The 20,697-nt window shown below is 71.9% G+C and carries 19 protein-coding genes; 8 read left to right on the top strand and 11 right to left on the bottom strand.

Features of this window, described 5'->3' with window-relative positions; genetic code table 11:
• Nucleotides 1-243 precede the first annotated feature (243 nt).
• Nucleotides 244-1,518, bottom strand: a complete 1,275-nt coding sequence (locus K3769_RS06865) for an exo-beta-N-acetylmuramidase NamZ family protein (protein ID WP_267025550.1) — start codon at nt 1,516-1,518, stop codon at nt 244-246.
• Between the two features lie 348 nt (nt 1,519-1,866).
• Between K3769_RS06865 and K3769_RS06860 the strand changes: the two genes are divergently transcribed.
• The 3 genes from K3769_RS06860 (at nt 1,867) to K3769_RS06850 (ending at nt 5,034) form a co-directional block, all read left to right on the top strand.
• Entirely contained in the window at nt 1,867-2,634 is a 768-nt protein-coding gene (locus K3769_RS06860) for an SDR family NAD(P)-dependent oxidoreductase (protein ID WP_267025549.1), read from the top strand.
• A complete protein-coding gene (locus K3769_RS06855) occupies nt 2,631-4,307 on the top strand; it encodes a class I adenylate-forming enzyme family protein (RefSeq protein ID WP_267025548.1) in 1,677 nt (558 codons plus the stop codon). The genes K3769_RS06860 and K3769_RS06855 overlap by 4 nt, the downstream gene beginning before the upstream one ends.
• Before the next feature lie 133 nt (nt 4,308-4,440).
• The gene (locus K3769_RS06850; protein ID WP_267025547.1) at nt 4,441-5,034 is read left to right on the top strand and encodes a TetR/AcrR family transcriptional regulator; all 594 of its coding nucleotides are present in this window, start codon (nt 4,441-4,443) and stop codon (nt 5,032-5,034) included.
• Nucleotides 5,035-5,184: 150 nt separating this feature from the next.
• On the opposite strand, the gene K3769_RS06845 is transcribed toward K3769_RS06850, so the two are convergent.
• From K3769_RS06845 to K3769_RS06820, 6 genes are all read right to left on the bottom strand, one after another.
• Nucleotides 5,185-6,417: an acyl-CoA dehydrogenase family protein gene (locus tag K3769_RS06845; RefSeq protein WP_267025546.1), complete on the bottom strand. Its 1,233-nt coding sequence runs from the start codon at nt 6,415-6,417 to the stop codon at nt 5,185-5,187.
• Between the two features lie 7 nt (nt 6,418-6,424).
• The gene (locus K3769_RS06840) at nt 6,425-7,447 is read right to left on the bottom strand and encodes a phosphotransferase family protein (protein WP_267025545.1); all 1,023 of its coding nucleotides are present in this window, start codon (nt 7,445-7,447) and stop codon (nt 6,425-6,427) included.
• Nucleotides 7,448-7,558: 111 nt separating this feature from the next.
• Complete coding sequence (locus K3769_RS06835; RefSeq protein WP_267031270.1) at nt 7,559-7,882, bottom strand: DUF202 domain-containing protein; 324 nt, start codon at nt 7,880-7,882, stop codon at nt 7,559-7,561.
• 2 nt (nt 7,883-7,884) lie between these two features.
• Nucleotides 7,885-8,277: a YidH family protein gene (locus K3769_RS06830; RefSeq protein ID WP_267025544.1), complete on the bottom strand. Its 393-nt coding sequence runs from the start codon at nt 8,275-8,277 to the stop codon at nt 7,885-7,887.
• A gap of 80 nt (nt 8,278-8,357) precedes the next feature.
• Entirely contained in the window at nt 8,358-8,891 is a 534-nt protein-coding gene (locus K3769_RS06825) for an NUDIX hydrolase (RefSeq protein ID WP_267025543.1), read from the bottom strand.
• A 102-nt stretch (nt 8,892-8,993) separates the two neighbouring features.
• Nucleotides 8,994-9,884 (bottom strand): DMT family transporter, encoded by an 891-nt coding sequence (locus K3769_RS06820; protein ID WP_267025542.1) that lies wholly within the window; start codon nt 9,882-9,884, stop codon nt 8,994-8,996.
• A 163-nt stretch (nt 9,885-10,047) separates the two neighbouring features.
• Between K3769_RS06820 and K3769_RS06815 the strand changes: the two genes are divergently transcribed.
• The 5 genes from K3769_RS06815 (at nt 10,048) to K3769_RS06795 (ending at nt 16,151) form a co-directional block, all read left to right on the top strand.
• Entirely contained in the window at nt 10,048-11,703 is a 1,656-nt protein-coding gene (locus tag K3769_RS06815; protein ID WP_267025541.1) for an FAD-binding dehydrogenase, read from the top strand.
• 288 nt (nt 11,704-11,991) lie between these two features.
• Entirely contained in the window at nt 11,992-12,942 is a 951-nt protein-coding gene (locus K3769_RS06810) for an amino acid adenylation domain-containing protein (protein WP_267025540.1), read from the top strand.
• Nucleotides 12,943-13,083: 141 nt separating this feature from the next.
• A complete protein-coding gene (locus K3769_RS06805) occupies nt 13,084-14,622 on the top strand; it encodes an APC family permease (RefSeq protein ID WP_267025539.1) in 1,539 nt (512 codons plus the stop codon).
• Nucleotides 14,623-14,827: 205 nt separating this feature from the next.
• Nucleotides 14,828-15,499 carry a molybdopterin-dependent oxidoreductase gene (locus tag K3769_RS06800; RefSeq protein WP_267031269.1) on the top strand — a complete coding sequence of 224 codons (672 nt, stop codon included), beginning with the start codon at nt 14,828-14,830 and terminating at the stop codon, nt 15,497-15,499.
• Nucleotides 15,486-16,151, top strand: coding sequence for a cytochrome b/b6 domain-containing protein (locus K3769_RS06795; protein ID WP_267025538.1), 666 nt, complete (start codon nt 15,486-15,488; stop codon nt 16,149-16,151). The genes K3769_RS06800 and K3769_RS06795 overlap by 14 nt, the downstream gene beginning before the upstream one ends.
• Before the next feature lie 88 nt (nt 16,152-16,239).
• On the opposite strand, the gene bla is transcribed toward K3769_RS06795, so the two are convergent.
• The 4 genes from bla to K3769_RS06775 form a co-directional block, all read right to left on the bottom strand.
• The gene (gene bla, locus K3769_RS06790) at nt 16,240-17,157 is read right to left on the bottom strand and encodes a class A beta-lactamase (RefSeq protein WP_282566116.1); all 918 of its coding nucleotides are present in this window, start codon (nt 17,155-17,157) and stop codon (nt 16,240-16,242) included.
• A gap of 233 nt (nt 17,158-17,390) precedes the next feature.
• Complete coding sequence (locus K3769_RS06785) at nt 17,391-18,443, bottom strand: L-idonate 5-dehydrogenase (RefSeq protein WP_267025537.1); 1,053 nt, start codon at nt 18,441-18,443, stop codon at nt 17,391-17,393.
• Nucleotides 18,444-18,468: 25 nt separating this feature from the next.
• Nucleotides 18,469-19,227, bottom strand: a complete 759-nt coding sequence (locus K3769_RS06780) for an SDR family oxidoreductase (protein ID WP_267025536.1) — start codon at nt 19,225-19,227, stop codon at nt 18,469-18,471.
• A 46-nt stretch (nt 19,228-19,273) separates the two neighbouring features.
• Nucleotides 19,274-20,671: a GntT/GntP/DsdX family permease gene (locus K3769_RS06775; RefSeq protein ID WP_267025535.1), complete on the bottom strand. Its 1,398-nt coding sequence runs from the start codon at nt 20,669-20,671 to the stop codon at nt 19,274-19,276.
• Nucleotides 20,672-20,697 lie beyond the last annotated feature (26 nt).

Here is a 20,697-nt window from a genome sequence, read left to right as displayed (position 1 = left end):
GGCCTCCGCAACCCGTGCGATGTGCACGTAATCGTCCCGCCGACCGGGGGAGTTGGCCAGGGTCACGTCCAGTCTGACCAGCCCGAACCCATGTCTCGGCGGATGATCCGGAACGGGTGCTCCAGGATAGGGGATCCGATGCGGGTGGGATGCCGCGGACGGCCGGGGGAGGGCTTGCCTGCGGTGCCCCCGGGGCCGTCCCGGACGGCCTCAAGGTGCCTCAGCGGTACAGGAGGGACCGCCTCAGCGGTACAGGAGGTACTCCTTGCGCACGCGCCGGAACGCCGCCAGTTCGTCCTGCCAGCCCGCCACGACCTCGTCGGCCGTCGCGCCCGCGTCGATCATCGTGCGCACCAGCGTGGAGCCCGTCAGCTTGTCGATCCAGTTGTCCGGCCGCCAGGCGAACCCGCTCCAGACCTCCTTGGCGGTCACCAGCAGCGCGATCCCGGTGCGTACGGGGTCGTACGCGGCGCGGTCGTGGACGTGGAGCTGCACCCCGCCGACCGTCCTGCCCTGGAACTTCGAGAACGTCGGCGCGAAGTACGCCTCCCTGAAGTGCACGCCGGGCAGCCCGAGTTGCTCCGCCTCGGCGGCCCACCGCCGGTCGATGCCCTCCGCGCCGAGCAGCTCGAACGGGCGGGTCGTGCCGCGCCCCTCCGAGAGGTTCGTGCCCTCGAAGAGACAGGTGCCCGAGTACACGAGAGCGGTGTCGGGCGTCGGCATGTTCGGGCTCGGCGGCACCCAGGGCAGCCCCGACGCGTCGTAGAAGTCCGACCGCCGCCAGCCCGACATCAGGACGGTCTCCAGGGGCACCGGCTCCGTCAGGAACTCCCCGTTGAACAGCCGGGCCAGCTCCGCGACGGTCATCCCGTGCGCCTGCGAGATCGGCTCCCGGCCGACGAACGTCGCGAACTCCTTGTGCAGCACGGGTCCGTACGCGCCGCGGCCCGTCACCGGGTTCGGCCGGTCCAGCACCACGAAACGCTTGCCCGCGATCCTGGCCGCGTCCATGCAGTCGTACAGGGTCCAGATGTACGTGTAGAAGCGGGCGCCCGCGTCCTGGATGTCGAAGACGACCGTGTCCACGCCCGAGGCCGTGAAGATGTCGGCCAGCGGCTGCCCGCTCTTCAGATACGTGTCGTAGACGGGGAGGCCGGTCGCCGGGTCGTCGTAGCGGCCCTCCGAGCCGCCGGCCTGCGCGGTGCCGCGGAAGCCGTGCTCGGGGCCGAAGACGGCGACGAGGTCCACGCGGTCGTCGGCGTGCATCACGTCCACGAGGTGGCGGGCGTCCCCGGTGATCCCCGTCGGGTTGGTGACGACGCCGACGCGCCTGCCTTCCAGGAGGGCGTAGCCGGTCGCGGCGAGCCGGTCGAAGCCGGTCCGGAAACGGCGGGGCGCCGTTTCCGGGGTGGCGCCGGCCTCGGTTGCTGCCGTTGCCGCCGTTGCCGGCGGGCCCGCGGAGATCGCCGCCGCGGTCGTGGTGGCGGCGAGCAGGGTTCGTCTGGACAGGCGGCGCATGTGACCTCCGGGGGGCGGAAGGGTGGCATTGGCATTGGCGTTGGCATGTGCACGGTATGGCTTCCGCCGGGGGTTCGTAAGCTGCGGCGCCGCATATCGCGGCGGGGTGGCGCTCTTGAAAGCGAAGTTTGCGCCGTTCCTCGCGCCCCCAAAGACGAAAAGATTGCGCCGTTCCCCGCGCCCCTGGAGGGCGGAAGACTGCGCCGTTCCCCGCGCCCCTGGAGGGCGGAAGACTGCGCCGTTCCCCGCGCCCCTTGCGGGGCCCTCACTGGGGCCCTTCCCGGGTGCATACCGACCGGTTAGTCTGGTGGCTGCTGTGCAGAGATGTCGTCGTGTCGAAGGAGACCGATGGTGGAAGCCATGCAGGATGCCGGAGTGGTCGTCACCGGGGCCGGTGGGGGGATCGGGGCCGCGCTGGCCCGGCGGTTCGCCGCCGCGGGAGCCCGGGTCGTGGTCAACGACCTGGACGCGGTGAAGGCCGCGGCCGTCGCCGAGGAGATCGGCGGGATCGCGGTCCCGGGCGACGCCTCCGCGATCGTGGTCGACGCCCGGGACGCACTCGGCGGCACCGTCGACGTCTACTGCGCCAACGCCGGACTGCCCTCGGGCGGCTCCGAGGCGGCCCCCGCGCGGGTCTGGGAGCTCGCCTGGGACGTGAACGTGATGGCGCACGTCCGTGCGGCCGAGGAACTGCTCCCGGCCTGGCTGGAGCGCGGCAGTGGCCGTTTCGTCTCCACCGTCTCGGCGGCCGGGCTGCTCACCATGATCGGCGCGGCCCCATACAGCGTGACCAAGCACGGCGCGTACGCCTTCGCCGAGTGGCTCTCCCTCACCTACCGCCACCGCGGTCTGAAGGTGCACGCGATCTGTCCGCAGGGCGTGCGCACCGACATGCTCGCGGGCACCGGCAGCGCGGGCGACCTCGTCCTGCTGCCCACCGCCATCGAGCCCGAGGCCGTCGCGGACGCCCTCTTCGCGGGTATCGAGGAGGACCGCTTCCTGATCCTGCCGCACCCCGAGGTGGCCGAGTACTACCGGGCGCGCGCCGCCGATCCCGAGCGCTGGCTGACGAACATGAACCACATCCAGCAGAAGTGGGAGGCCGACGGCCGATGACCACCACCTCCCTGTACGCGGGCCGGCCGTGGGTCGCCCTCCTGAACGAGGCCCAGCGCGCACCCGTCAGCCCGGACGACTCGCCCGTGCACGCCCTGCGCCGGGTCGTCGCCGAGACCCCCGACCGCACCTTCCTCGCCTACTTCGACGGACGGCTCAGCTACCGCGAGGTGGACGAGCTGAGCGACTCGGTCGCCGGCCACCTCGCCGAACGCGGTCTTGAGCGCGGCGACCGGGTCGCCGTCCTGCTGCAGAACAGCCCGCTCTTCGTCCTCGCCGTCCTCGGCGCCTGGAAGGCCGGCGCGACCGTCGTCCCCGTCAACCCCATGTACAAGTCCGGCGAGGTGGCCCACGTCCTGCGGGACGGCGAGGTCGCCGGGCTGATCTGCGCCGACCGGGCCTGGGAGTCGTATCTGCGCGACACGGCCGCCGACTCGCCCGTACGCATCGTGCTGACCGCCTGCGAACTGGACTTCCAGACGCGCGACGACGCGCGCGTGCTGACCTTCGAGCGGCTGCCGCAGGCGCCGGACGCCGACGACCTGACGACCGTCGCCAAGGCCGGCCGCAAGGCCCCGGGCCCGGGCGACCGCGACCCCGGCCCGGCGGACATCGCGCTGATCAGCTACACCTCCGGGACGAGCGGCGCTCCCAAGGGAGCCACCAACACGCACGGCAACGTCATGTACAACGCCGAACGCCAGCGCACGGGCCTGGACCTGCCCGAGCCACCCGTGTACTTCGCGATGGCCCCGCTGTTCCACATCACGGGAATGGTCTGCCAGTTCCTCGCGTGCCTCGACAGCGGGGGCACGCTCGTCCTCGCGTACCGCTTCGACTCGGGCGTCGTCCTCGACGCGTTCGCCGAGCACCGGCCGCACTACACGGTCGGCCCGTCGACGGCCTTCATGGCGCTGGCCGCCCACCCGTCCGTGACGCCGGACCACTTCTCCTCCTTCGTGACCATCTCGTCCGGCGGCGCGCCGCTGCCGCCCGCGCTCGTCGAGAAGTTCCGGGCGGGCTTCGGCCCCTACATCCGCAACGGCTACGGACTGACCGAGTGCACCGCGCCCTGCGCCTCGGTGCCGCCGCACCTGGAGGCGCCCGTCGACCCGGCCTCCGGGACGCTCGCCGTCGGCCTGCCGGGCCCCGACACGGCCGTACGCATCGTCGACGACCACGGCCAGGAGGTGCCGTTCGGGGAACAGGGCGAGATCCTCGTACGCGGCCCGCAGGTCGTGCCCGGCTACTGGCGGCGCCCCGAGGCCACCGCGGAGACCTTCCCGGACGGGGAGCTGCGCACCGGCGACATCGGGTTCATCGACGCGCAGGGCTGGCTCTATGTCGTCGACCGCAAGAAGGACATGATCAACGCGTCCGGCTTCAAGGTGTGGCCGCGCGAGGTCGAGGACGTCCTCTACACCCACCCGGCCGTGCGGGAGGCAGCCGTCGTCGGAGTGCCCGACGGATATCGCGGCGAGACCGTCAAGGCGTACATCAGCCTGCGGCCCGGCGCGGCGGAGGACCCGGCCGCGCTCGCCGCGTACTGCAAGGAGAGACTGGCCGCCTACAAGTACCCGCGGCAGGTGGAGATCCTGCCCGAGCTGCCGAAGACGGCCAGTGGGAAGATCCTCCGGAGGGAACTGCGCTCCCGTCCGCACGACATCCCGTAGACGGAGCGGACAACGCGGGCGAAGCAAACGAAGTGGACATCGCGGGTGAATGGGCCGGGCGGGCAACCGGAGCGCCCTGAACAGCCTCTACCACGTGAACAACACAAAGAACACTGGAAGGCAGGTGGCGGCAGTGCCCAGGACGACGGACGGGGACGGCACGCCCGTTCCGAGGCGGCTGCTGGCCGCCGCCACCCGGCTCTTCGCCGAGCGCGGCTACGACCGCACCTCGGTCCAGGAGATCGTCGAAGCGGCCGGTGTCACCAAGGGTGCGCTGTACCACTACTTCGGTTCCAAGGACGATCTGCTCCACGAGGTGTACGCGCGGGTGCTGCGGGTGCAGCAGGAGCGGCTCGACTCCTTCGCGGACGCCGACGCGCCGGTCGAGGAGCGGCTGCGGGGCGCCGCCGCCGACGTCGTCGTCACGACGATCGACAACCTCGACGACGCGTCGATCTTCTTCCGCTCGATGCACCATCTGAGCCCGGAGAAGAACAAGCAGGTACGGGCCGAGCGGCGGCGGTACCACGAGCGGTTCCGCGCGCTGGTCGAGGAGGGCCAGGAGGCGGGGGTCTTCTCGAAGAAGACCCCGGCGGACCTCGTCGTCGACTACCACTTCGGGTCCGTGCACCACCTGTCCACGTGGTACCGCCCCGACGGTCCCCTCACCCAGCAGGAGGTGGCGGACCACCTCGCCGATCTCCTGCTTCGAGCACTCCGCCCATAGGGCCGCGGCGTAAAGGACTGCGCAGTTGCCCGCGCCCCCAGGTGCCTGGGGGCGCGGGCAACTGCGCAATGGGGGAGGGGCGCAGCCCCCATGCGGTGGCGATGGGGGAGGGTAGGGGGCGGGGGCGAAAACCCCACCCTCGCCAGAGGATCAGACGTACCTCTTCAGCTCATGCCGCGCCAGCGAGCGCTGATGCACCTCGTCAGGCCCGTCGGCCAACTTCAGCGTACGAGCCCCCGCCCACAGCTCGGCCAGCGGGAAGTCCTGACTCACACCCCCCGCACCGTGCAGCTGGATCGCCTTGTCGATGATGTCGACCACCGTACGAGGCGTAGCGATCTTGATCGCCTGGATCTCCGTGTGCGCGCCCTTGTTGCCCACCGTGTCCATCATCCAGGCGGTCTTCAGGACCAGCAGCCGCAGCTGCTCGACGGCGACCCGCGCGTCCGCGATCCAGTTGTGGACGACCCCCTGCTGGGCCAGCGACTTGCCGAACGCCTCGCGGGAGACCGCGCGCCGGCACATCAGCTCGATCGCCCGCTCGGCCATGCCGATCAGCCGCATGCAGTGGTGGATACGGCCGGGCCCGAGCCGCGCCTGGGCGATGGCGAAGCCGCCGCCCTCCTCGCCGATGAGGTTCGCGACCGGCACCCGCGCCCCGTGGAAGACGACCTCTGCGTGGCCCCCGTGGGAGTGGTCCTCGTAGCCGTACACCTGCATCGCGCGCTTCACCTCGACGCCTGGGGTGTCGCGCGGCACCAGGATCATCGACTGCTGACGGCGGATGTCGGAGCCGCCGGGGTCCGTCTTGCCCATCACGATGAAGATCTTGCAGTCGGGGTTCATGGCCCCGGAGATGTACCACTTGCGGCCGGTGACGACGTACTCGTCGGTACCGGACGCCGGGTCGGTGGCCCGCTCGATCAGCGTGGTGATGTTGGTGGCGTCCGAGGAGGCCACCTCCGGCTCGGTCATCGCGAACGCCGACCGGATCTCACCGGCGAGCAGCGGCTCCAGCCACTGCTTGCGCTGCTGCTCGTCCCCGAACTGGCTGAGCACCTCCATGTTGCCGGTGTCGGGCGCCGCGCAGTTCAGCGCGGTGGGCGCCAGCTGCGGGGAGCGGCCGGTGATCTCGGCGAGCGGCGCGTACTGGAGGTTCGTCAGCCCGGCCCCGTACTCCGAGTCCGGCAGGAAGAGGTTCCACAGCCCCTGACGGCGGGCCTCGGCCTTCAACTCCTCGACGACGGCCGGGGTGTCCCACGGCGAGGCCAGCAACTGGCGCTGCTCGTGGGCCACTTCCTCCGCCGGATAGACGTACTCGTCCATGAAGGCGAGCAGCTTGGCGCGCAGTTCCTCGGTGCGTGCGTCGAACGCGAAGTCCATGATGCGGTCAGCCTTCCTGAAGGGTGGTCAGGCCGTGCTCGATGAACACGGGCACCAGGTCGCCGATTTGGTCGAAGCCCGCGCCGACGGTCTGGCCGAGCGTGTAGCGGTAGTGGATGCCCTCCAGGATCACGGCGAGCTTGAACCAGGCGAACGCCGTGTACCAGGCGACGGCGGACACGTCGCGCCCCGAGCGCGCGGCGTACCGCTCGATCAGCTCGGCCGGTGACGGGTGCCCGGCGGCCGTCGCGGTGGTGGAGACGGGGGAGTCGGGCAGGCCCAGCGGGATGCTGTACATGACCAGCAGGCCCAGGTCGGTGAGCGGGTCGCCCAGCGTGGACATCTCCCAGTCGAGGATCGCCCTGATCCGGTCGTCCTCGCCGATCAGCACGTTGTCGAGGCGGTAGTCGCCGTGCACGACGGTGGCGGCGGGGGAGTGCGGCAGTTCGCGGCCGAGGGCGGCGTGCAGTTCGTCGATCCCGGCCAGCTCGCGGTTGCGGGAGGCGTCCAACTGCTTTCCCCAGCGGCGCAGTTGCCGGTCCAGGAAGCCCTCGGGCCGGCCGAAGTCGGCGAGGCCCACTTCGGCGGGGTCCACGGCGTGCAGCTCGACCAGGGTGTCGACGAGGCCGAGCACCGCGCCGCGCGTGCGCTCCGGGCCGAGCGGGGCGAGCTGCTCGGCGGTCCGGTAGGGCGTGCCCTCCACGAAGTCCATGACGTAGAACGGCGCGCCCAGCACCTCGACGTCCTCGCACAGCAGCAGGGTCCGCGGCACGGGTACGGCGGTCGGGTGCAGCGCGCTGATCACCCGGTGCTCGCGCTTCATGTCGTGCGCGGTGGCCAGGACGTGCCCGAGCGGCGGCCGGCGCACGACCCACCGGGAGGTGCCGTCCGTGACCGCGTACGTGAGGTTCGACCGTCCGCCCTCGATCAGCCGGCCGGTCAGCGGGCCGTCGACCAGCCCGGGGCGCTCGCTGTCGAGCAGGCCGCGCAGCCGGTCGAGATCGAGACCTGGCGGGTGGTCTGGACTCATCGTGTTGCCTCCGTAGGCGGGGATCAGGGCTCCCCCATATGATGCCGACCGGTCGGTATGCCGTCCAGTGGGCGGACGAAACGTGATGGGCGTCTCGGTGAGGGGCGGTTCTCAGAAGACCAGTGCCGTCGCGCAGGCGGCGAGTGCGATCGTGCACAGGGCCGCGGTGCTCGCATGTCCCGGGGTCAACGCCGTCGGGGGCACGCTCCCGGACAGGGCGCGGATCCGGCGGTGTGCCACCGCGAGGAAGCCCAGCCACAGCCCGCAGCACAGCGCGCACACCAGCAGCGCGGTCACGTCCGGCCCTTCGCGCAGCGCCGACTTCCCGGCGAGTACGGCGGCCACGGTCGCCGCGAGTGTCGTCCGCCGCCAGGCCAGCCGGGTGCGTTCCGGCTGGAGTCCCGGGTCCCGGACCGTGGGCCCGCCGGCGTCCACCGTCACGACTCCCACCCCGCCAGCACGACCACCACCATCGCGAGGGCCACCAGGGCCACGCCGATGCTCAGCAGGGCCGGGAACCGGGACACCGGCAGGTCCTCGCCCCGGCGCATCGCGCGCTCGCAGCGCACCCAGTGGTTCACCGACCGCAGCGCGCACAGCACTCCCGCGGCCAGCAGTCCGAGGGCGAGCCCGGCCCGCCACGCCCACCGCAGATCCGGCAGGAACTGGTCCACGGCGAAACCGCCGCCGATCAGCGCGAGGGAGGTCCGCAGCCACGCCAGGAACGTCCGCTCGTTCGCCAACGAGAACCGGTAGTCCGGGGTGACCCCTTCGTCCTCGATCCGCGCAGGCGCGAACCACAACCGGACGTTCCGCACAAACTCGATCACACACACGACCCTACCGGCCCGCTCATGTCCCCCAGGGCCCCTGCGGGGCCTCCCTTCAGGAGTGCCCTTTGGAGTGCCCTTCAGGGGCGCGCGGAACGGCGCGGGCTTCCGCGGAACGCCCGCAGCCGCGCATACGCCGCCAGCCCGTCCGGCACGAACTCCCACTCGGCCAACCGCTCCCGCACCTCCTCCTCCGGCAGGAACGCGTGCCAGGCGACCTCCTCCGCCTGCGGCCGTACGGGCACCTCGCACCGCACCTCGTACACGGCCGACCACCAGCTCTTCCCGGCCCCGTCGTCGTACAGGAACTTGAACAGGAAGGACGGCCGGGCCAGCCCGGACACCCCCAGCTCCTCCTCGGCCTCCCGCAACGCCGCCTCGTCGTAGCTCTCGCCCGCCCCCACGACCCCGCCGACGAACAGGTCGTACAGGGAGGGGAACACCAGCTTCGTCGATGTGCGCCGGTGCACGAACAGGCGCCCCCGCGCGTCCGTGACCTGGATGAACGCGCACCGGTGCCGCAGCCCGCGCGCGTACACGTCCCCGCGCCGGGCCCGGCCCACCACCTCGTCGTGCTCGTCGACGACGTCAAGAATCTCGTCAGCGGAAGTCATCCGGCCATCAAAGCAGCCCACCGGCAGCCCGCAGGATGTCCGCCGACAGTCGACCGGCGGCCCGTCGCGGCCCACCAGCGGCCCGCCCCGGCCGGTGAGCCGTCAGCGGGGCTGCAGATCCCGCAGCCGCTCCTTGAGCGCCACCCCGTTCGGCATCGCGGGATGCAGTCCCAGCAGGACGACCCCCGCCACGATGCCGGCCAGTCCGGCGGCCTCCCAGGTCAGCGCCCCGGTGTCGGCCCGCAGCCGGTCACCGAGGAAGCCCACCCCGCACACGATCCCGGCGAGCGGCTGGGCGGCGGTGAGCGCGGGCAGCGACATCCGCAGCGGCGCGGTCTCGAAGGCGCTCTGCACGAGCACGAGCCCCGTGATCCCGAGGGCGACGACCGCGTACACCTGCCACCCGGTGGCGAGTGCCACCCAGCCACCGTCGGAGAAGCGCTGTCCGCTCACCCGCGTGAACGCGTCCTGCACCCCGTAGAGCAGGCCCGCCGCCACCCCCAGCGCCGGTCCCGAGCTGAGCCGGGTCCGTTTGGCGTACGCGGTGAGCAGCAGCGCGAGGCCCACCATCACGCCGACGATCAGCCAGTGCCGTACCGGGTCGGAGATCGCGTCGCCGCCCCGCGGCTGTCCGGCCACGATGAAGGCCGTCACCCCGCCGGCCAGCAGCAGGAGCCCGCCCCAGCCCTGCCGGCCGAGCGGCTGACGGGTCTGGCGCCGGGAGAGGACGAGCGCGAAGAGCAGGTTCGTGGCGAGCAGCGGTTCGACGAGGGACACCTCGCCGTGCGCCAGCGCGACCGCGCCGAGCACCATGCCCACCGCCATGAACCCGATGCCGCCCAGCCAGCGCGGCACCTTCACGAGGTCGAGGAGCAGCCGGGGGGAGAGGAAGTCGCCCAGGGGAGCGTGCGACGCCGCGTTCTGCTGGAGGACGAAACCGACGCCCAGACAGCAGGCCGCGCCGACGGCGAGGACGAGAACCAGGACCGACACGCTGCGTACCTCAAGACTTCGGACGGTGACGGGGCGGGGTGTGGTTGCGATCGACTGTAGCCCGAGTACCCGCGACCGGGCAGTTGACTGAGTCACTCCGTTGCCCAAGGATCTGACCGACCGGTAACGACCGGTCGGTAACAAGCCCCAGGAGGACCCGCTCATGGCGTACGACGCAGATGTGATCGTGATCGGAGCCGGGCTCGCCGGGCTCGCGGCGACCGCGGAACTCGTCGACGCGGGGCGCAAGGTGATCCTCCTCGACCAGGAGCCGGAGCAGTCCATCGGCGGCCAGGCGCACTGGTCGTTCGGCGGCCTGTTCTTCGTGGACTCGCCCGAGCAGCGCCGGATGCGCATTCGGGACGGCCGCGCGCTGGCCCTCCAGGACTGGATGGGCACCGCGGCCTTCGACCGTCCGGAGGACCACTGGCCGCGCAAGTGGGCCGAGGCGTACGTCGACTTCGCGGCCGGTGAGAAGCGGAGCTGGCTGCACCAGCAGGGCATGCGCTGGTTCCCGGTGGTCAGCTGGGCCGAGCGCGGCGGCTACGACGCGAACGGCCACGGCAACTCCGTGCCCCGTTTCCACATCACCTGGGGTACGGGCCCCGGTGTCGTCGCCCCCTTCGAGCGGCGGGTCCGCGAGGGCGTGGCGCGAGGCCTCGTACAGCTGAGGTTCCGCCACCGCGTGACGGGTCTGTCGCGCAGTGCGGGCGCGGTCGACACCGTGAGCGGCGAGATCCTGGAGCCGTCGGGCGTCGAGCGCGGCCGGGCCAGCGGCCGGGCGGTCGCCGGTGCCTTCGAGCTGCGGGCCCAGGCGGTGATCGTCACCTCCGGCGGGATCGGCGGCAACCACGAACTCGTACGCGCCAACTGGCCCGCGCGCCTCGGCGCCCCGCCCGAGCGGATGATCTCCGGGGTGCCCGCGCACGTGGACGGCCGGATGCTCGGGGTCGCGGAGGACGCGGGCGCGCACTTCATCAACCGCGACCGCATGTGGCACTACACCGAGGGCATCCAGAACTGGAACCCCATCTGGGACAAGCACGGCATCCGCATCCTGCCCGGCCCGTCCTCGCTCTGGCTGGACGCCCGCGGCAACCGGCTCCCCGTACCGCTGTTCCCGGGCTTCGACACGCTCGGCACGCTGGAGCACATCATGTCCACGGGGTACGACTACACGTGGTTCGTGCTCGACCAGAAGATCATCGGCAAGGAGTTCGCGCTCTCCGGCTCCGAGCAGAACCCCGACTTCACCGGCAAGTCCGTCAAGGGCGTCTTCCAGCGGGCCCGCGCCGAGGTGCCGGGGCCGGTGAAGGCGTTCATGGACAAGGGCGCCGACTTCGTCGTCGAGAAGGACCTCGGCGCACTCGTCCGCGGGATGAACGCGCTCACCAAGGAGCCGCTCATCGACGAGGCGGAGCTGCGCCGCGTGATCACCGCGCGCGACCGCGAGATCGCCAACCCCTTCACCAAGGACCTCCAGGTGATGGCCGTCCGCGGCTCCCGCGCCTACCTCGGCGACCGGCTGACCCGCACGGCGACCCCGCACCGCATCCTGGACCCCAAGGCGGGCCCGCTCGTCGCCGTGCGCCTCAACATCCTCACCCGCAAGACACTCGGCGGCCTGGAGACCGACCTCTCCTCGCAGGTGCTGACCGAGGGCGGCGACCCGCTGTCCGGGGTCTACGCGGCAGGGGAGGCGGCCGGTTTCGGCGGCGGCGGAGTGCATGGCTACCGGGCCCTCGAAGGGACGTTCCTGGGCGGCTGCCTGTTCTCCGGGCGCACGGCGGGACGAGCCGCGGCGAAGGCCGTGGACTGACGGGCCGGACTCGACGACGGGACCGACGACGGGACCGACGATCGGACTGCCGGCCGGTCGGCCGGGCTCGCGGTGCGGCTCAACTCGCTCTGCCCGACGCCGTGTTGACGCGTGTCAGCGGTCGGCGGGCCTTGACGCGAACCCGTCGTGAGGGGTTGGCTGTCCGTGACCGGTCGCTGACAGAACCAGTACATGCCGAAGGCCGGCCGACCGGTCGGCCGACCGCACGGAACAGACCGGCCCCACGCCACAGCCATGCCTATCCGCGTCTTGCGAGGGAGTCCCGCGGTGTCCCCACCTCCGCCGCCCCTCGGCCGCGCCCGCAGGCGGGCGGTCCAGCCCTTCGACGCCGCACTGGACGACACCGAACTCGTCGCCGCCCGCGCCGCGTTGGCCCAGGGGCGATGGACGGCCGTACGGGCCCTGCTGGCCGCGACCGGTGACGACTGGGACCGCCGGGGCCACCGCGTCACGACCCTCGCGCTGGAGAGCGGCACCCTCGCCTGGGCCCGCGACTGGCAGCTCGCCGAACCCGAGTCGCCGGACGCCGCCGTGCTGCTCGCCGTCGCCGCCGTGCAACGCGCGCTGAACGGCAAGGAGAAGCCGACCGCGGCGCGCGAGGCCTGCCGTACCGCCGCCGGGGCGCTGCCCGCCGACCCCACGCCCTGGCTCGGACTGCTGATGCTGGAGTGCGTCCTGGGCGCCGACCAGGACGTGGTCCGGCTCTTCGACGAGGTCCGCCACCGCTGTCCCGACCATCACCACGCCCACCACCTGATGGTGGCCAGGCTCGCCGAGCGACGCCCCGAGGCCGGGCAGGACCCGCTGCACGAGGTCTACGACTTCGCGACCTGGTCCGCCGAACAGGCGCCCGCCGACTCACCGCTGGCGATCCTGCCCGTCGTCGCGCACGCCGAGCGCTATCGCGTCCTGGCCGCGGCCGGCAGCGAACCGCCCGACCCGGTCGCCTCCGGGCACTGGGGCGGGCGCCGGGCGCGCCAGGTGATGACGTCGGCCTTCGACTGGTGGCTGGAGTGGGAGCGCGACGACCATCCGCGCAGCCGGCTCGACCTCAACTTCCTCGGCCACGCCAAGTTCTGCGAGGGCCGGGGCGCCGAGGCCGCCGCCCTGTTCCACCGCATCGGACCGCACGTGACCCCGGTGCCCTGGTCGTACCCCGGCCGGGACCCGCACCAGGCCTTCCGCGCCGCACGCGACAGCGTGCTCGGCGCGGTCTGAACGATCCCCGGTGAGCCATCCAGCGACCCAGCGACCCAGCGACCCAGCGACCCAGCGACCCAGCGACCCAGCGACCCAGCGACCCAGCGACTCAGCCCCCCAGCCAGGCAGCAGCCTGCCGACCGAAAGGACGATCACGCCATGACGACGGGCACGAGCAGACCGGCCGCCGCCGGAAGCGGCATCAGCACCTTCAAGGGCCAGGACCGGGCCCTGCGTTCCGACCGGCTCGGTACGGGAGGCCTGCTGCTCTCCGTCCTCGCGGCGACCGCCCCCCTCATGGTGGTCGCGGGTGTCATGCCCACAACATTCGCGGTGATGGGCATCGTCGGGCAGCCCCTGCTCTTCGTCCTGCTCGGCGTCGTGCTCGTCCTCTTCAGCGTCGGATACGCCGAGATGAGCCGCCACGTCCACAACGCCGGCGCCTTCTACGCGTACATCTCCCGAGGACTCGGCGGCCTCGCGGGCTCGGGCGCCGCGGCGGTCGCGCTGGTGGCCTACAACGCGCTCCAGGTCGGCATCTACGGCATCTTCGGCTTCGAGGTGTCCGGCCTGTTCGCCACCTACCTCGACATCGAACTCGCCTGGTGGATACCGGCGTTGCTGGCCGCCGTCCTCGTCGGCACCCTCGGCTGGCTGAAGATCGACGTCAACGCGCGCGTGCTCGGGGTGCTGCTCCTGATCGAGGTCGCCCTCGTCGTGATCTTCGACATCGCGGCCGTCGCCGACCCCGCCAGGGAGGGCCTGTCGCTGCACGCCTTCAACCCGGACACCCTGAGCGGGGCGGGCCTCGGCACCGCGCTCTGCTTCTGCGTCGCCGCGTTCCTCGGCTTCGAGCAGGCCCCCGTGTACGCGGAGGAGACCAGCCGCCCGCACATCCTGGTCCCGCGCGTGATGTTCCTCGCCATCGGCTTCGTCGCCGTGTTCTTCGCACTCAGCTCCTGGGCGCTGACCGTCGCCGCGGGCCCCTCCGGGATCGTGGGCGCCGCTCAGAAGCAGAGCGCGGGACTGCTGTTCCTCCTCACCGAGTCACGGCTCGGTGACACGTTCACCGATGTGCTCCATGTGCTGTTCGTGACCGGCATGTTCGCCGCGATGCTCAGCTTCCACAACGTCGTCGCCCGGTACGCCTTCGCCATGGGCCGCGAAGGACTGCTGCCCGCCGCCTTCGGCCGGACGACGGGCGCGAGCGGCGCCCCCGGCACGGGCTCACTGCTCCAGTCGGCCGTCGCCGTGGTGACCGTCGTGGCGTTCGCCGTCGCCGACGACAAGCCGGTCGGCGACCCGACCGCGCCCGTCCTGCACCTCTTCACCTGGATGGGCAACGTCGGCGCGCTCGGCGTCATCGTGCTGATGGCCGTCGCCTCGCTCTCCGTCGTCGTCTTCTTCGTCCGCCGGGGCGCCGGGCGCGCCCAGGCCCGGCGCCTGGCCTGCTCGGTGATCGCGGGAGTCTCGCTCCTCGTCATCGCGCTCTACACGATCAAGGACTTCGACGTCCTGGTGGGCGCGGGACCCGGCTCCTCGCTGAGCCGGCTGCTGCCGGGCGTCATCGTGCTGGCCGCCGCCGCGGGCGTCGTCCAGGGCCTGTTCCTGCGCACCCGCAAGCCCGAGGCGTACGCCGGCATCGGGCTCGGCAACGAGGCGTTCCAGCTGGACAAGGCGGCGGGGTCCGACGGCTGAGAGGTCCGGTTCCGCAGGACCCGGTGCCCGGCCGTGCCGCCAGGTACCGTCCTGAGAAACGTGTGAGAAGTCATTACGGAACGCTGACGAGCACCCCGGGCCGCTGGCTTCCGGCGGCCCGGGGTGCTCGAATCAGTTGGTGAACACGGAATCACCGACAGCGTCGGATCCGGAGGGGAGCGGCACCCCTGTGGGGCGGCGACTCATGCTCGGGATGCTCGGACTGGGCGCCCTGGGCGTGGTCACCGCACCCACCCTCCAGCGCGGCCTCGAATCCTTCCTCGGCGGCGCCGCCGACAAGGACCCCACCGGTCTGACCGGCCTGCTCCCCAACGGCGGCGGCTTCCGCTACTACTCCGTCACCTCCTCCGTCCCGCACAAGGACGAGGACTCCTACCGCCTGAAGATCGACGGACTGGTCGACCACCCCGGCACGTACACCCTGTCCGACCTGCGCGCCCTGCCGCAGACGCGGATGGTCCGGGACGTGCAGTGCGTCACGGGGTGGCGGGTGCCCGACACCCCCTTCGAAGGGGTGCGCCTGTCCCGGCTGCTGGACGCCGCGGGCGTGCGTGCCTCGGCCGGGGCGGTGCGCTTCACCTGCTTCGACGGGGCGTACTCGGAGAGCCTGACGCTGGACCAGGCCCGCCGCGCCGACGTCCTGGTCGCCCTGCGCATGCAGGACAAGGACATCAACCACGCCCACGGCGGCCCCGTCCGCCTCTACGTGGCCCCCATGTACTTCTACAAGTCGGCGAAGTGGCTCTCCGGCATCACCGTCACTCCGGACGTCCGCCCCGGCTACTGGGAAGAGCGGGGGTACGACGTGGACGCCTGGGTCGGCCGGTCGAACGGACGTGACGATGAGACCACCTGAGACCGACGCCTCCAAGGCACCGGAGGCTGCTTCCGAGGCTGGAGAGCGCCTCGCGGGGGCGCTGCGGGTCCGCCGCTTCACGCCCGCCGAACGCTGGGTGCACCGCGTCACGGCCCTCCTGATGGGGGTGTGCGTGCTGACCGCGGGCTGCCTCTACCTGCCCCAGCTCGCCGAACTCGTCGGCCGCCGGGAGCTGGTCGTGCGGCTGCACGAGTGGTCCGGGCTGCTGCTCCCGGTGCCCGTCCTCGCCGGGCTCGTCTCGCGCGCCTTCCGGGCGGACCTGCGGTTGCTCAACCGCTTCGGCCCGCACGACAAGGTCTGGCTGCGCTCGGCGCTGCGGCGGGATGCCCGGCCGGAGTCCCGGCCGGCCGGGAAGTTCAACGCCGGACAGAAGACGTACGCGGCCTGGATCGCCGGGGCCGTCCTGGTCATGGTCGGCACGGGGCTGCTGATGTGGTTCACCCACCTCGCCCCGCTGGTCTGGCGCACGAGTGCGACCTTCGTCCACGACTGGCTCGCGCTGGCCATCGGCATCGTCCTCGCGGGACACATCGGGATGGCCCTCGCCCTCCCGGAGTCCCGGCGGGGACTGCGGACGGGCTCGGTCAGCCGGGAGTGGGCCGAGCGGGAGCATCCGCTCTGGCGACCGTAGGAACCGGCTCGTAGGAACCGGCCCCTTGGGAGCGACCGGCCCCTTGGGACCGACCGGTTCGTACGGGTCGGTCCGTCGGGAGCCGGGGCTAGCCCAGTGCCGCCGCCAGGAGTCCGGCCGTCTCGGCGACGAGTGCCTCGTCCATCGGGGCGTCCTGGTCGGGCTTGGTGGACAGGACCGACAGCACGACCGGCGCCCCGTCCGGCGTCCAGGCGATGCCCACGTCGTTGGTCGTGCCGTACTTGCCCGTGCCCGTCTTGTCGCCGAGCGCCCAGTCCGCGGGCAGGCCCTTGCGGAAACGATTCGTGCTGGTGGTGTTCGCCAGCAGCCACTCGGTCAGCTGCCGCCGGTCCCGGGCCACGAGCGCGTCCCCCAGGGCGAGCTTCTCGTACGTCCGCCCGGCGGCGGCGGGGCTGGTGAGGTCCGTCGTACGCCACGGCTCGGCCGAGTTCAGCGCGGGCTCATACCGGTCGAGGCGGGTGACGGGGTCCCCGATCGAGCGGCAGAAACGGGTGATCGCGGTCGGCCCGCCCAGCTCACGGAGCAGCAGGTTCGCCGCGGCGTTGTCGCTGTGGGCCATGGCCGCGTGGCACAGCGCGGCGACGGTCATGCCGTTGGCGAGGTTCTCCGGGCGGCCCGTCACGGGGGAGCCGCCGGCGTCCGTGAGGTCCTGCTCGGTGTACCGGATCACGAGGTTCAGGAACTCGCCGCTCCGGTCGAGGTCCCGCAGGACGGCCGCGGCGGCGAGGGTCTTGAAGACCGAACACATCGGGAACGTCTCGTCCGCGCGGTACCGCACGGTTCTGCCGGTGACGGTGTTGCGGGCGTAGACGCCGAGGCGGCCGTTGTGGGACCGCTCCAGCTCTGCGAGCGCCTTGCCGATGTCCGGCGTGGTCGCCGCCGCGGCGGCGGGGGGCGCGGTGGTTGCCAGCGCGGCGGTCGCGGTCGCGGCTGCGCCCAGGACGAGTGCGGTGCGGCGGCTGGGGTGGGGGATTGAGCTGTGCAAGATGTCTCTCTTCCGCTGCGAACGATGAGCAGTTGCATAGAGGGAGACTTCTGAGGGGCGCGTGTGGTTCCTGGGGTGATCGGAAGTGGCGCGTTGTGAGCGGGCGGTCGCGCCGTTCCCCGCGCCCCTGGGGGCGGGAGGGTTGCGTCGATCCCTGCGGCCCTGGAGGGCGAAAAGACTGCGCCGTTCCCCGCGCCCCTAAAAGCAAAAGGATTGCGCCGTTCCCCGCGCCCCTAGGGGTGGGCGGGTTTCTTGGGGGTGAAGGTCAGTAGGACCTTGCAGGATTGTGTTCTGTCTGCTGCCAGGGTGAAGGCCGCTGTTGCCTCGGGGAGGGGGAGCACCGCGCTGATCAAGTGGTCGAGACGCGGCTCCCTCGCCAGGAGCGCGAGCGCGTCGTCGAACTCCCCGTCGAAGCGGAACGCCCCCCGGAGGTCGATCTCCCGGCTGACCACCAGGTTGCCGGGGAAGGCGCTCGCGCCGGGTGGGAGCATGCCGAGCTGGACCACCACCCCGCCGCGCCGTACCAGGCGCAGGCAGGTGTCCAGGCCGGCCGCGACTCCGGACGCCTCGACCGCCGCGTCCACCTCGGGCAGCCGGTCGGGGGAGGACGCTTCGTCCGCCCGTACGGTGGCGTCGGCGCCCGCGGCCACCGCGTACTCCAGGGCCCGTGGCAGCAGGTCGGTCGCCGTCACCCGCGCGGCCCCCGCAGCCTTCGCCGCCGCGACGACCAGGCAGCCGATGGGCCCGGCGCCGGTCACGAGGACGTGTTTCCCGCGTACGTCGCCGGCCCGGCCCACCGCGTGCAGGGCGACCGACAGCGGTTCGGCCAGAGCGGCCCGCCGCAGGGGCAGTTGGGCGGGCAGTGCCCTCAACTGGGCCGCGGGCACCACGACGTGTGCCGCGAACCCGCCCTGTACGTGCGGGGTCCGGGCCGCGCTGCCGAGGTAGCGGGTGTCACGGCACACGTTCCGGCGGCCGGCCGCGCACTCCGGGCACGCTCCGCACGGGGTGGCGGGGTGCACCGCGACGGCCGTACCCGGCGCGGGGGTTCCGTCGGCCCCGGCTCCGGCTCCGTACGCGAGGACCGTGCCCACGATCTCGTGGCCGAGGACCATCGGTTCGCGGAGCCGGAAGTCTCCCACCCCGCCGTGCCGCCAGTAGTGGAGATCGGAGCCGCACACCCCGCCGTAGCGCACGGCGACGAGTGCCTCGCCCGGGCCGGGGGAGGGGGCGGGGAGTTCGTCCACGCGGAGGTCTCCCTGACCGTGGATCACGCAACCGAGCATTCGGGACGGTCCCTTCTCGCGGCGCTCAGAGGACGCTGGTCATGCCGCCGTCGACGTAGAGGATCTGGCCGCTGACGAAGTCCGCCGCGGGGGAGGCGAGGAACAGCACACCGCCGACCAGGTCGTCCGTACGCCCCCAGCGTCCCGCCGGGGTCCGGCGGCGGACCCAGGCGCTGAACTCCGGGTCGTCGACCAGGGGTCGGGTGAGTTCGGTCTCGATGTAGCCGGGGCCGAGACCGTTCACCTGCACCCCGTGCGGGCCCCAATCGGCGCACATGCCCTTGGTGAGCATCTTCAGCGCGCCCTTGGTGGCCGCGTACGGCGCGATGCCGGGCCGTGCCACCTCGCTCTGCAGGGAGCAGATGTTGACGATCTTGCCGTGACCGCGCGCGGTCATGCCCCGAGCGGCCTCGCGGCCCACCAGGAACGCGCTGGTCAGGTTGGTGTCGAGGATGCGATGCCAGTCGGAGTCGGTGAACTCCAGGAGCGGGGAGCGCAGTTGCATCCCGGCGTTGTTGACGAGGATGTCCAGCGGCCCCACCCGCTCCTCGACGTCCGCGATCCCGGCGGCCACCGACGGACCGTCGGTCACGTCGAAGGCGGCCGTGTGGACCGTACCGGGCAGCCGTGCCGCGGCCTCGGCGAGCCGGCCGGGGTCGCGGCCGTTCAGCACGACCGTGCAGCCTGCCTCCGCCAGTCCCCGGGCCAGCGCGAGGCCGATGCCCCGGCTGGACCCGGTGACCAGCGCCGTACGGCCGCCGATGTCGAAGAGGGGGTGGGTCATCGCCGTACCTTCCTGGGTACTTGAGGAGTACCTGCGAGCCGGGGCGCTAGATCACTAGCGACAGCAGCAGCACCAGGCCTCCGGCGACCACCGAGATGATGGTCTCCATGACCGACCAGGTCTTGATGGTCTGGCCGACGCTCAGGCCGAAGTACTCCTTGACCAGCCAGAAGCCGGCGTCGTTCACATGGCTGAAGAACAGCGAACCGGCGCCGATCGCCAGCACGAGCAGCGCGGCGTGCGTGGTCGACATGTCGGCGGCCAGCGGAGCCACCAGACCGGCCGCCGAGATGGTGGCGACGGTCGCGGAACCGGTCGCGAGCCGGATCGCCACCGCGATCAGCCAGGCCAGGAGCAGCGCGGGGATCGACCAGTCCTTGGAGATGTCCAGGATCATCTGGCCCACCCCGCAGTCGATCAGCGTCTGCTTGAAGCCGCCGCCCGCGCCGACGATCAGCAGGATGCCCGCGATGGGGGCCAGCGACTTCTCGACGGTCGAGGACATCCGGCCCTTGGTGAACCCGGCCGCCCGGCCGAGCGTGAACATGGCGACGATCACGGCCGCGAGCAGCGCGATCAGCGGGGAGCCGATCACGTCGAAGACACGCTGCACCATGTGCGTGGGGTCGTCGATGACGATGTCCACCAGCGCCTTGGCCAGCATCAGCACGACCGGCAGCATGACGGTGGCGATGGTGGCGCCGAAACCGGGGCGCTTCTCCAGGTCCTCGGAGGCGCGCTGGGGGATCATCTTCTCCGGCGCCGGGACATCCACCCAGCGGGCCGCGTACTTGGAGAAGACCGGCCCCGCGATGATCACCGTCGGGATGGCGACCAGGATGCCGAGGGCGAGGGTGACACCGAGGTTCGCCCCGACCGCGTCGATCGCGACCAGCGGGCCGGGGTGCGGCGGGATCAGCCCGTGCATCACGGACAGGCCCGCGAGCGCCGGGATGCCGATGCGCATCAGCGAGTAGTTGCCGCGCTTGGCCACCATCAGGACGACCGGGATCAGCAGCACGATGCCGACCTCGAAGAAGAGCGGCAGCCCGATCACCGAGGCGATCAGCACCATCGCCCAGGGCATCGACCGGCCGCCCGCCTTGGCGAGGATCGTGTCGACGATCTGGTCGGCGCCGCCGGAGTCGGCGAGCAGCTTGCCGAGGATGGCGCCGAGCGCGATCAGCACGCCCACGCCGGCGACGGTCGAACCGAGACCGGCCGAGAAACTGGTGATCGCCTTGTCGAGCGGCGCCCCGGCGAAGGCACCGAGCGCCAGCGACCCGATGGTCAGCGCGAGAAAGGCGTGGAGCTTGAACTTGGTGATGAGCAGGACGATGACGGCGATGCCCGCCAGTACGGCGATGCCCAGCTGAGCGTGGCCCGCCGAGGTGATCGGCTCGACGGGATCCGCTGCCAGCATCTCGACGCTGAGTCTGGTCACGGTGCTTTTCCTTGCATGGGAGGGGA

It is taken from the genome of Streptomyces ortus, assembly GCF_026341275.1.
Taxonomy (GTDB): Bacteria; Actinomycetota; Actinomycetes; order Streptomycetales; family Streptomycetaceae; genus Streptomyces; species Streptomyces ortus.
Note: the sequence above shows the minus strand (reverse complement) of the source record. Positions and strands in the feature narration are given on the sequence as shown.

Excerpts from the sequence above, each read along its gene's own strand:
- K3769_RS06865 (WP_267025550.1), bottom strand. The coding sequence starts at position 1,518 with ATGCGCCGCCTGTCCAGACGAACCCTGCTCGCCGCCACCACGACCGCG.
- K3769_RS06860 (WP_267025549.1), top strand. The coding sequence starts at position 1,867 with ATGGTGGAAGCCATGCAGGATGCCGGAGTGGTCGTCACCGGGGCCGGT.
- K3769_RS06855 (WP_267025548.1), top strand. The coding sequence starts at position 2,631 with ATGACCACCACCTCCCTGTACGCGGGCCGGCCGTGGGTCGCCCTCCTG.
- K3769_RS06845 (WP_267025546.1), bottom strand. The coding sequence starts at position 6,417 with ATGGACTTCGCGTTCGACGCACGCACCGAGGAACTGCGCGCCAAGCTG.
- K3769_RS06840 (WP_267025545.1), bottom strand. The coding sequence starts at position 7,447 with ATGAGTCCAGACCACCCGCCAGGTCTCGATCTCGACCGGCTGCGCGGC.
- K3769_RS06825 (WP_267025543.1), bottom strand. The coding sequence starts at position 8,891 with ATGACTTCCGCTGACGAGATTCTTGACGTCGTCGACGAGCACGACGAG.
- K3769_RS06815 (WP_267025541.1), top strand. The coding sequence starts at position 10,048 with ATGGCGTACGACGCAGATGTGATCGTGATCGGAGCCGGGCTCGCCGGG.
- K3769_RS06805 (WP_267025539.1), top strand. The coding sequence starts at position 13,084 with ATGACGACGGGCACGAGCAGACCGGCCGCCGCCGGAAGCGGCATCAGC.
- K3769_RS06800 (WP_267031269.1), top strand. The coding sequence starts at position 14,828 with ATGCTCGGGATGCTCGGACTGGGCGCCCTGGGCGTGGTCACCGCACCC.
- K3769_RS06795 (WP_267025538.1), top strand. The coding sequence starts at position 15,486 with ATGAGACCACCTGAGACCGACGCCTCCAAGGCACCGGAGGCTGCTTCC.
- K3769_RS06785 (WP_267025537.1), bottom strand. The coding sequence starts at position 18,443 with ATGCTCGGTTGCGTGATCCACGGTCAGGGAGACCTCCGCGTGGACGAA.
- K3769_RS06780 (WP_267025536.1), bottom strand. The coding sequence starts at position 19,227 with ATGACCCACCCCCTCTTCGACATCGGCGGCCGTACGGCGCTGGTCACC.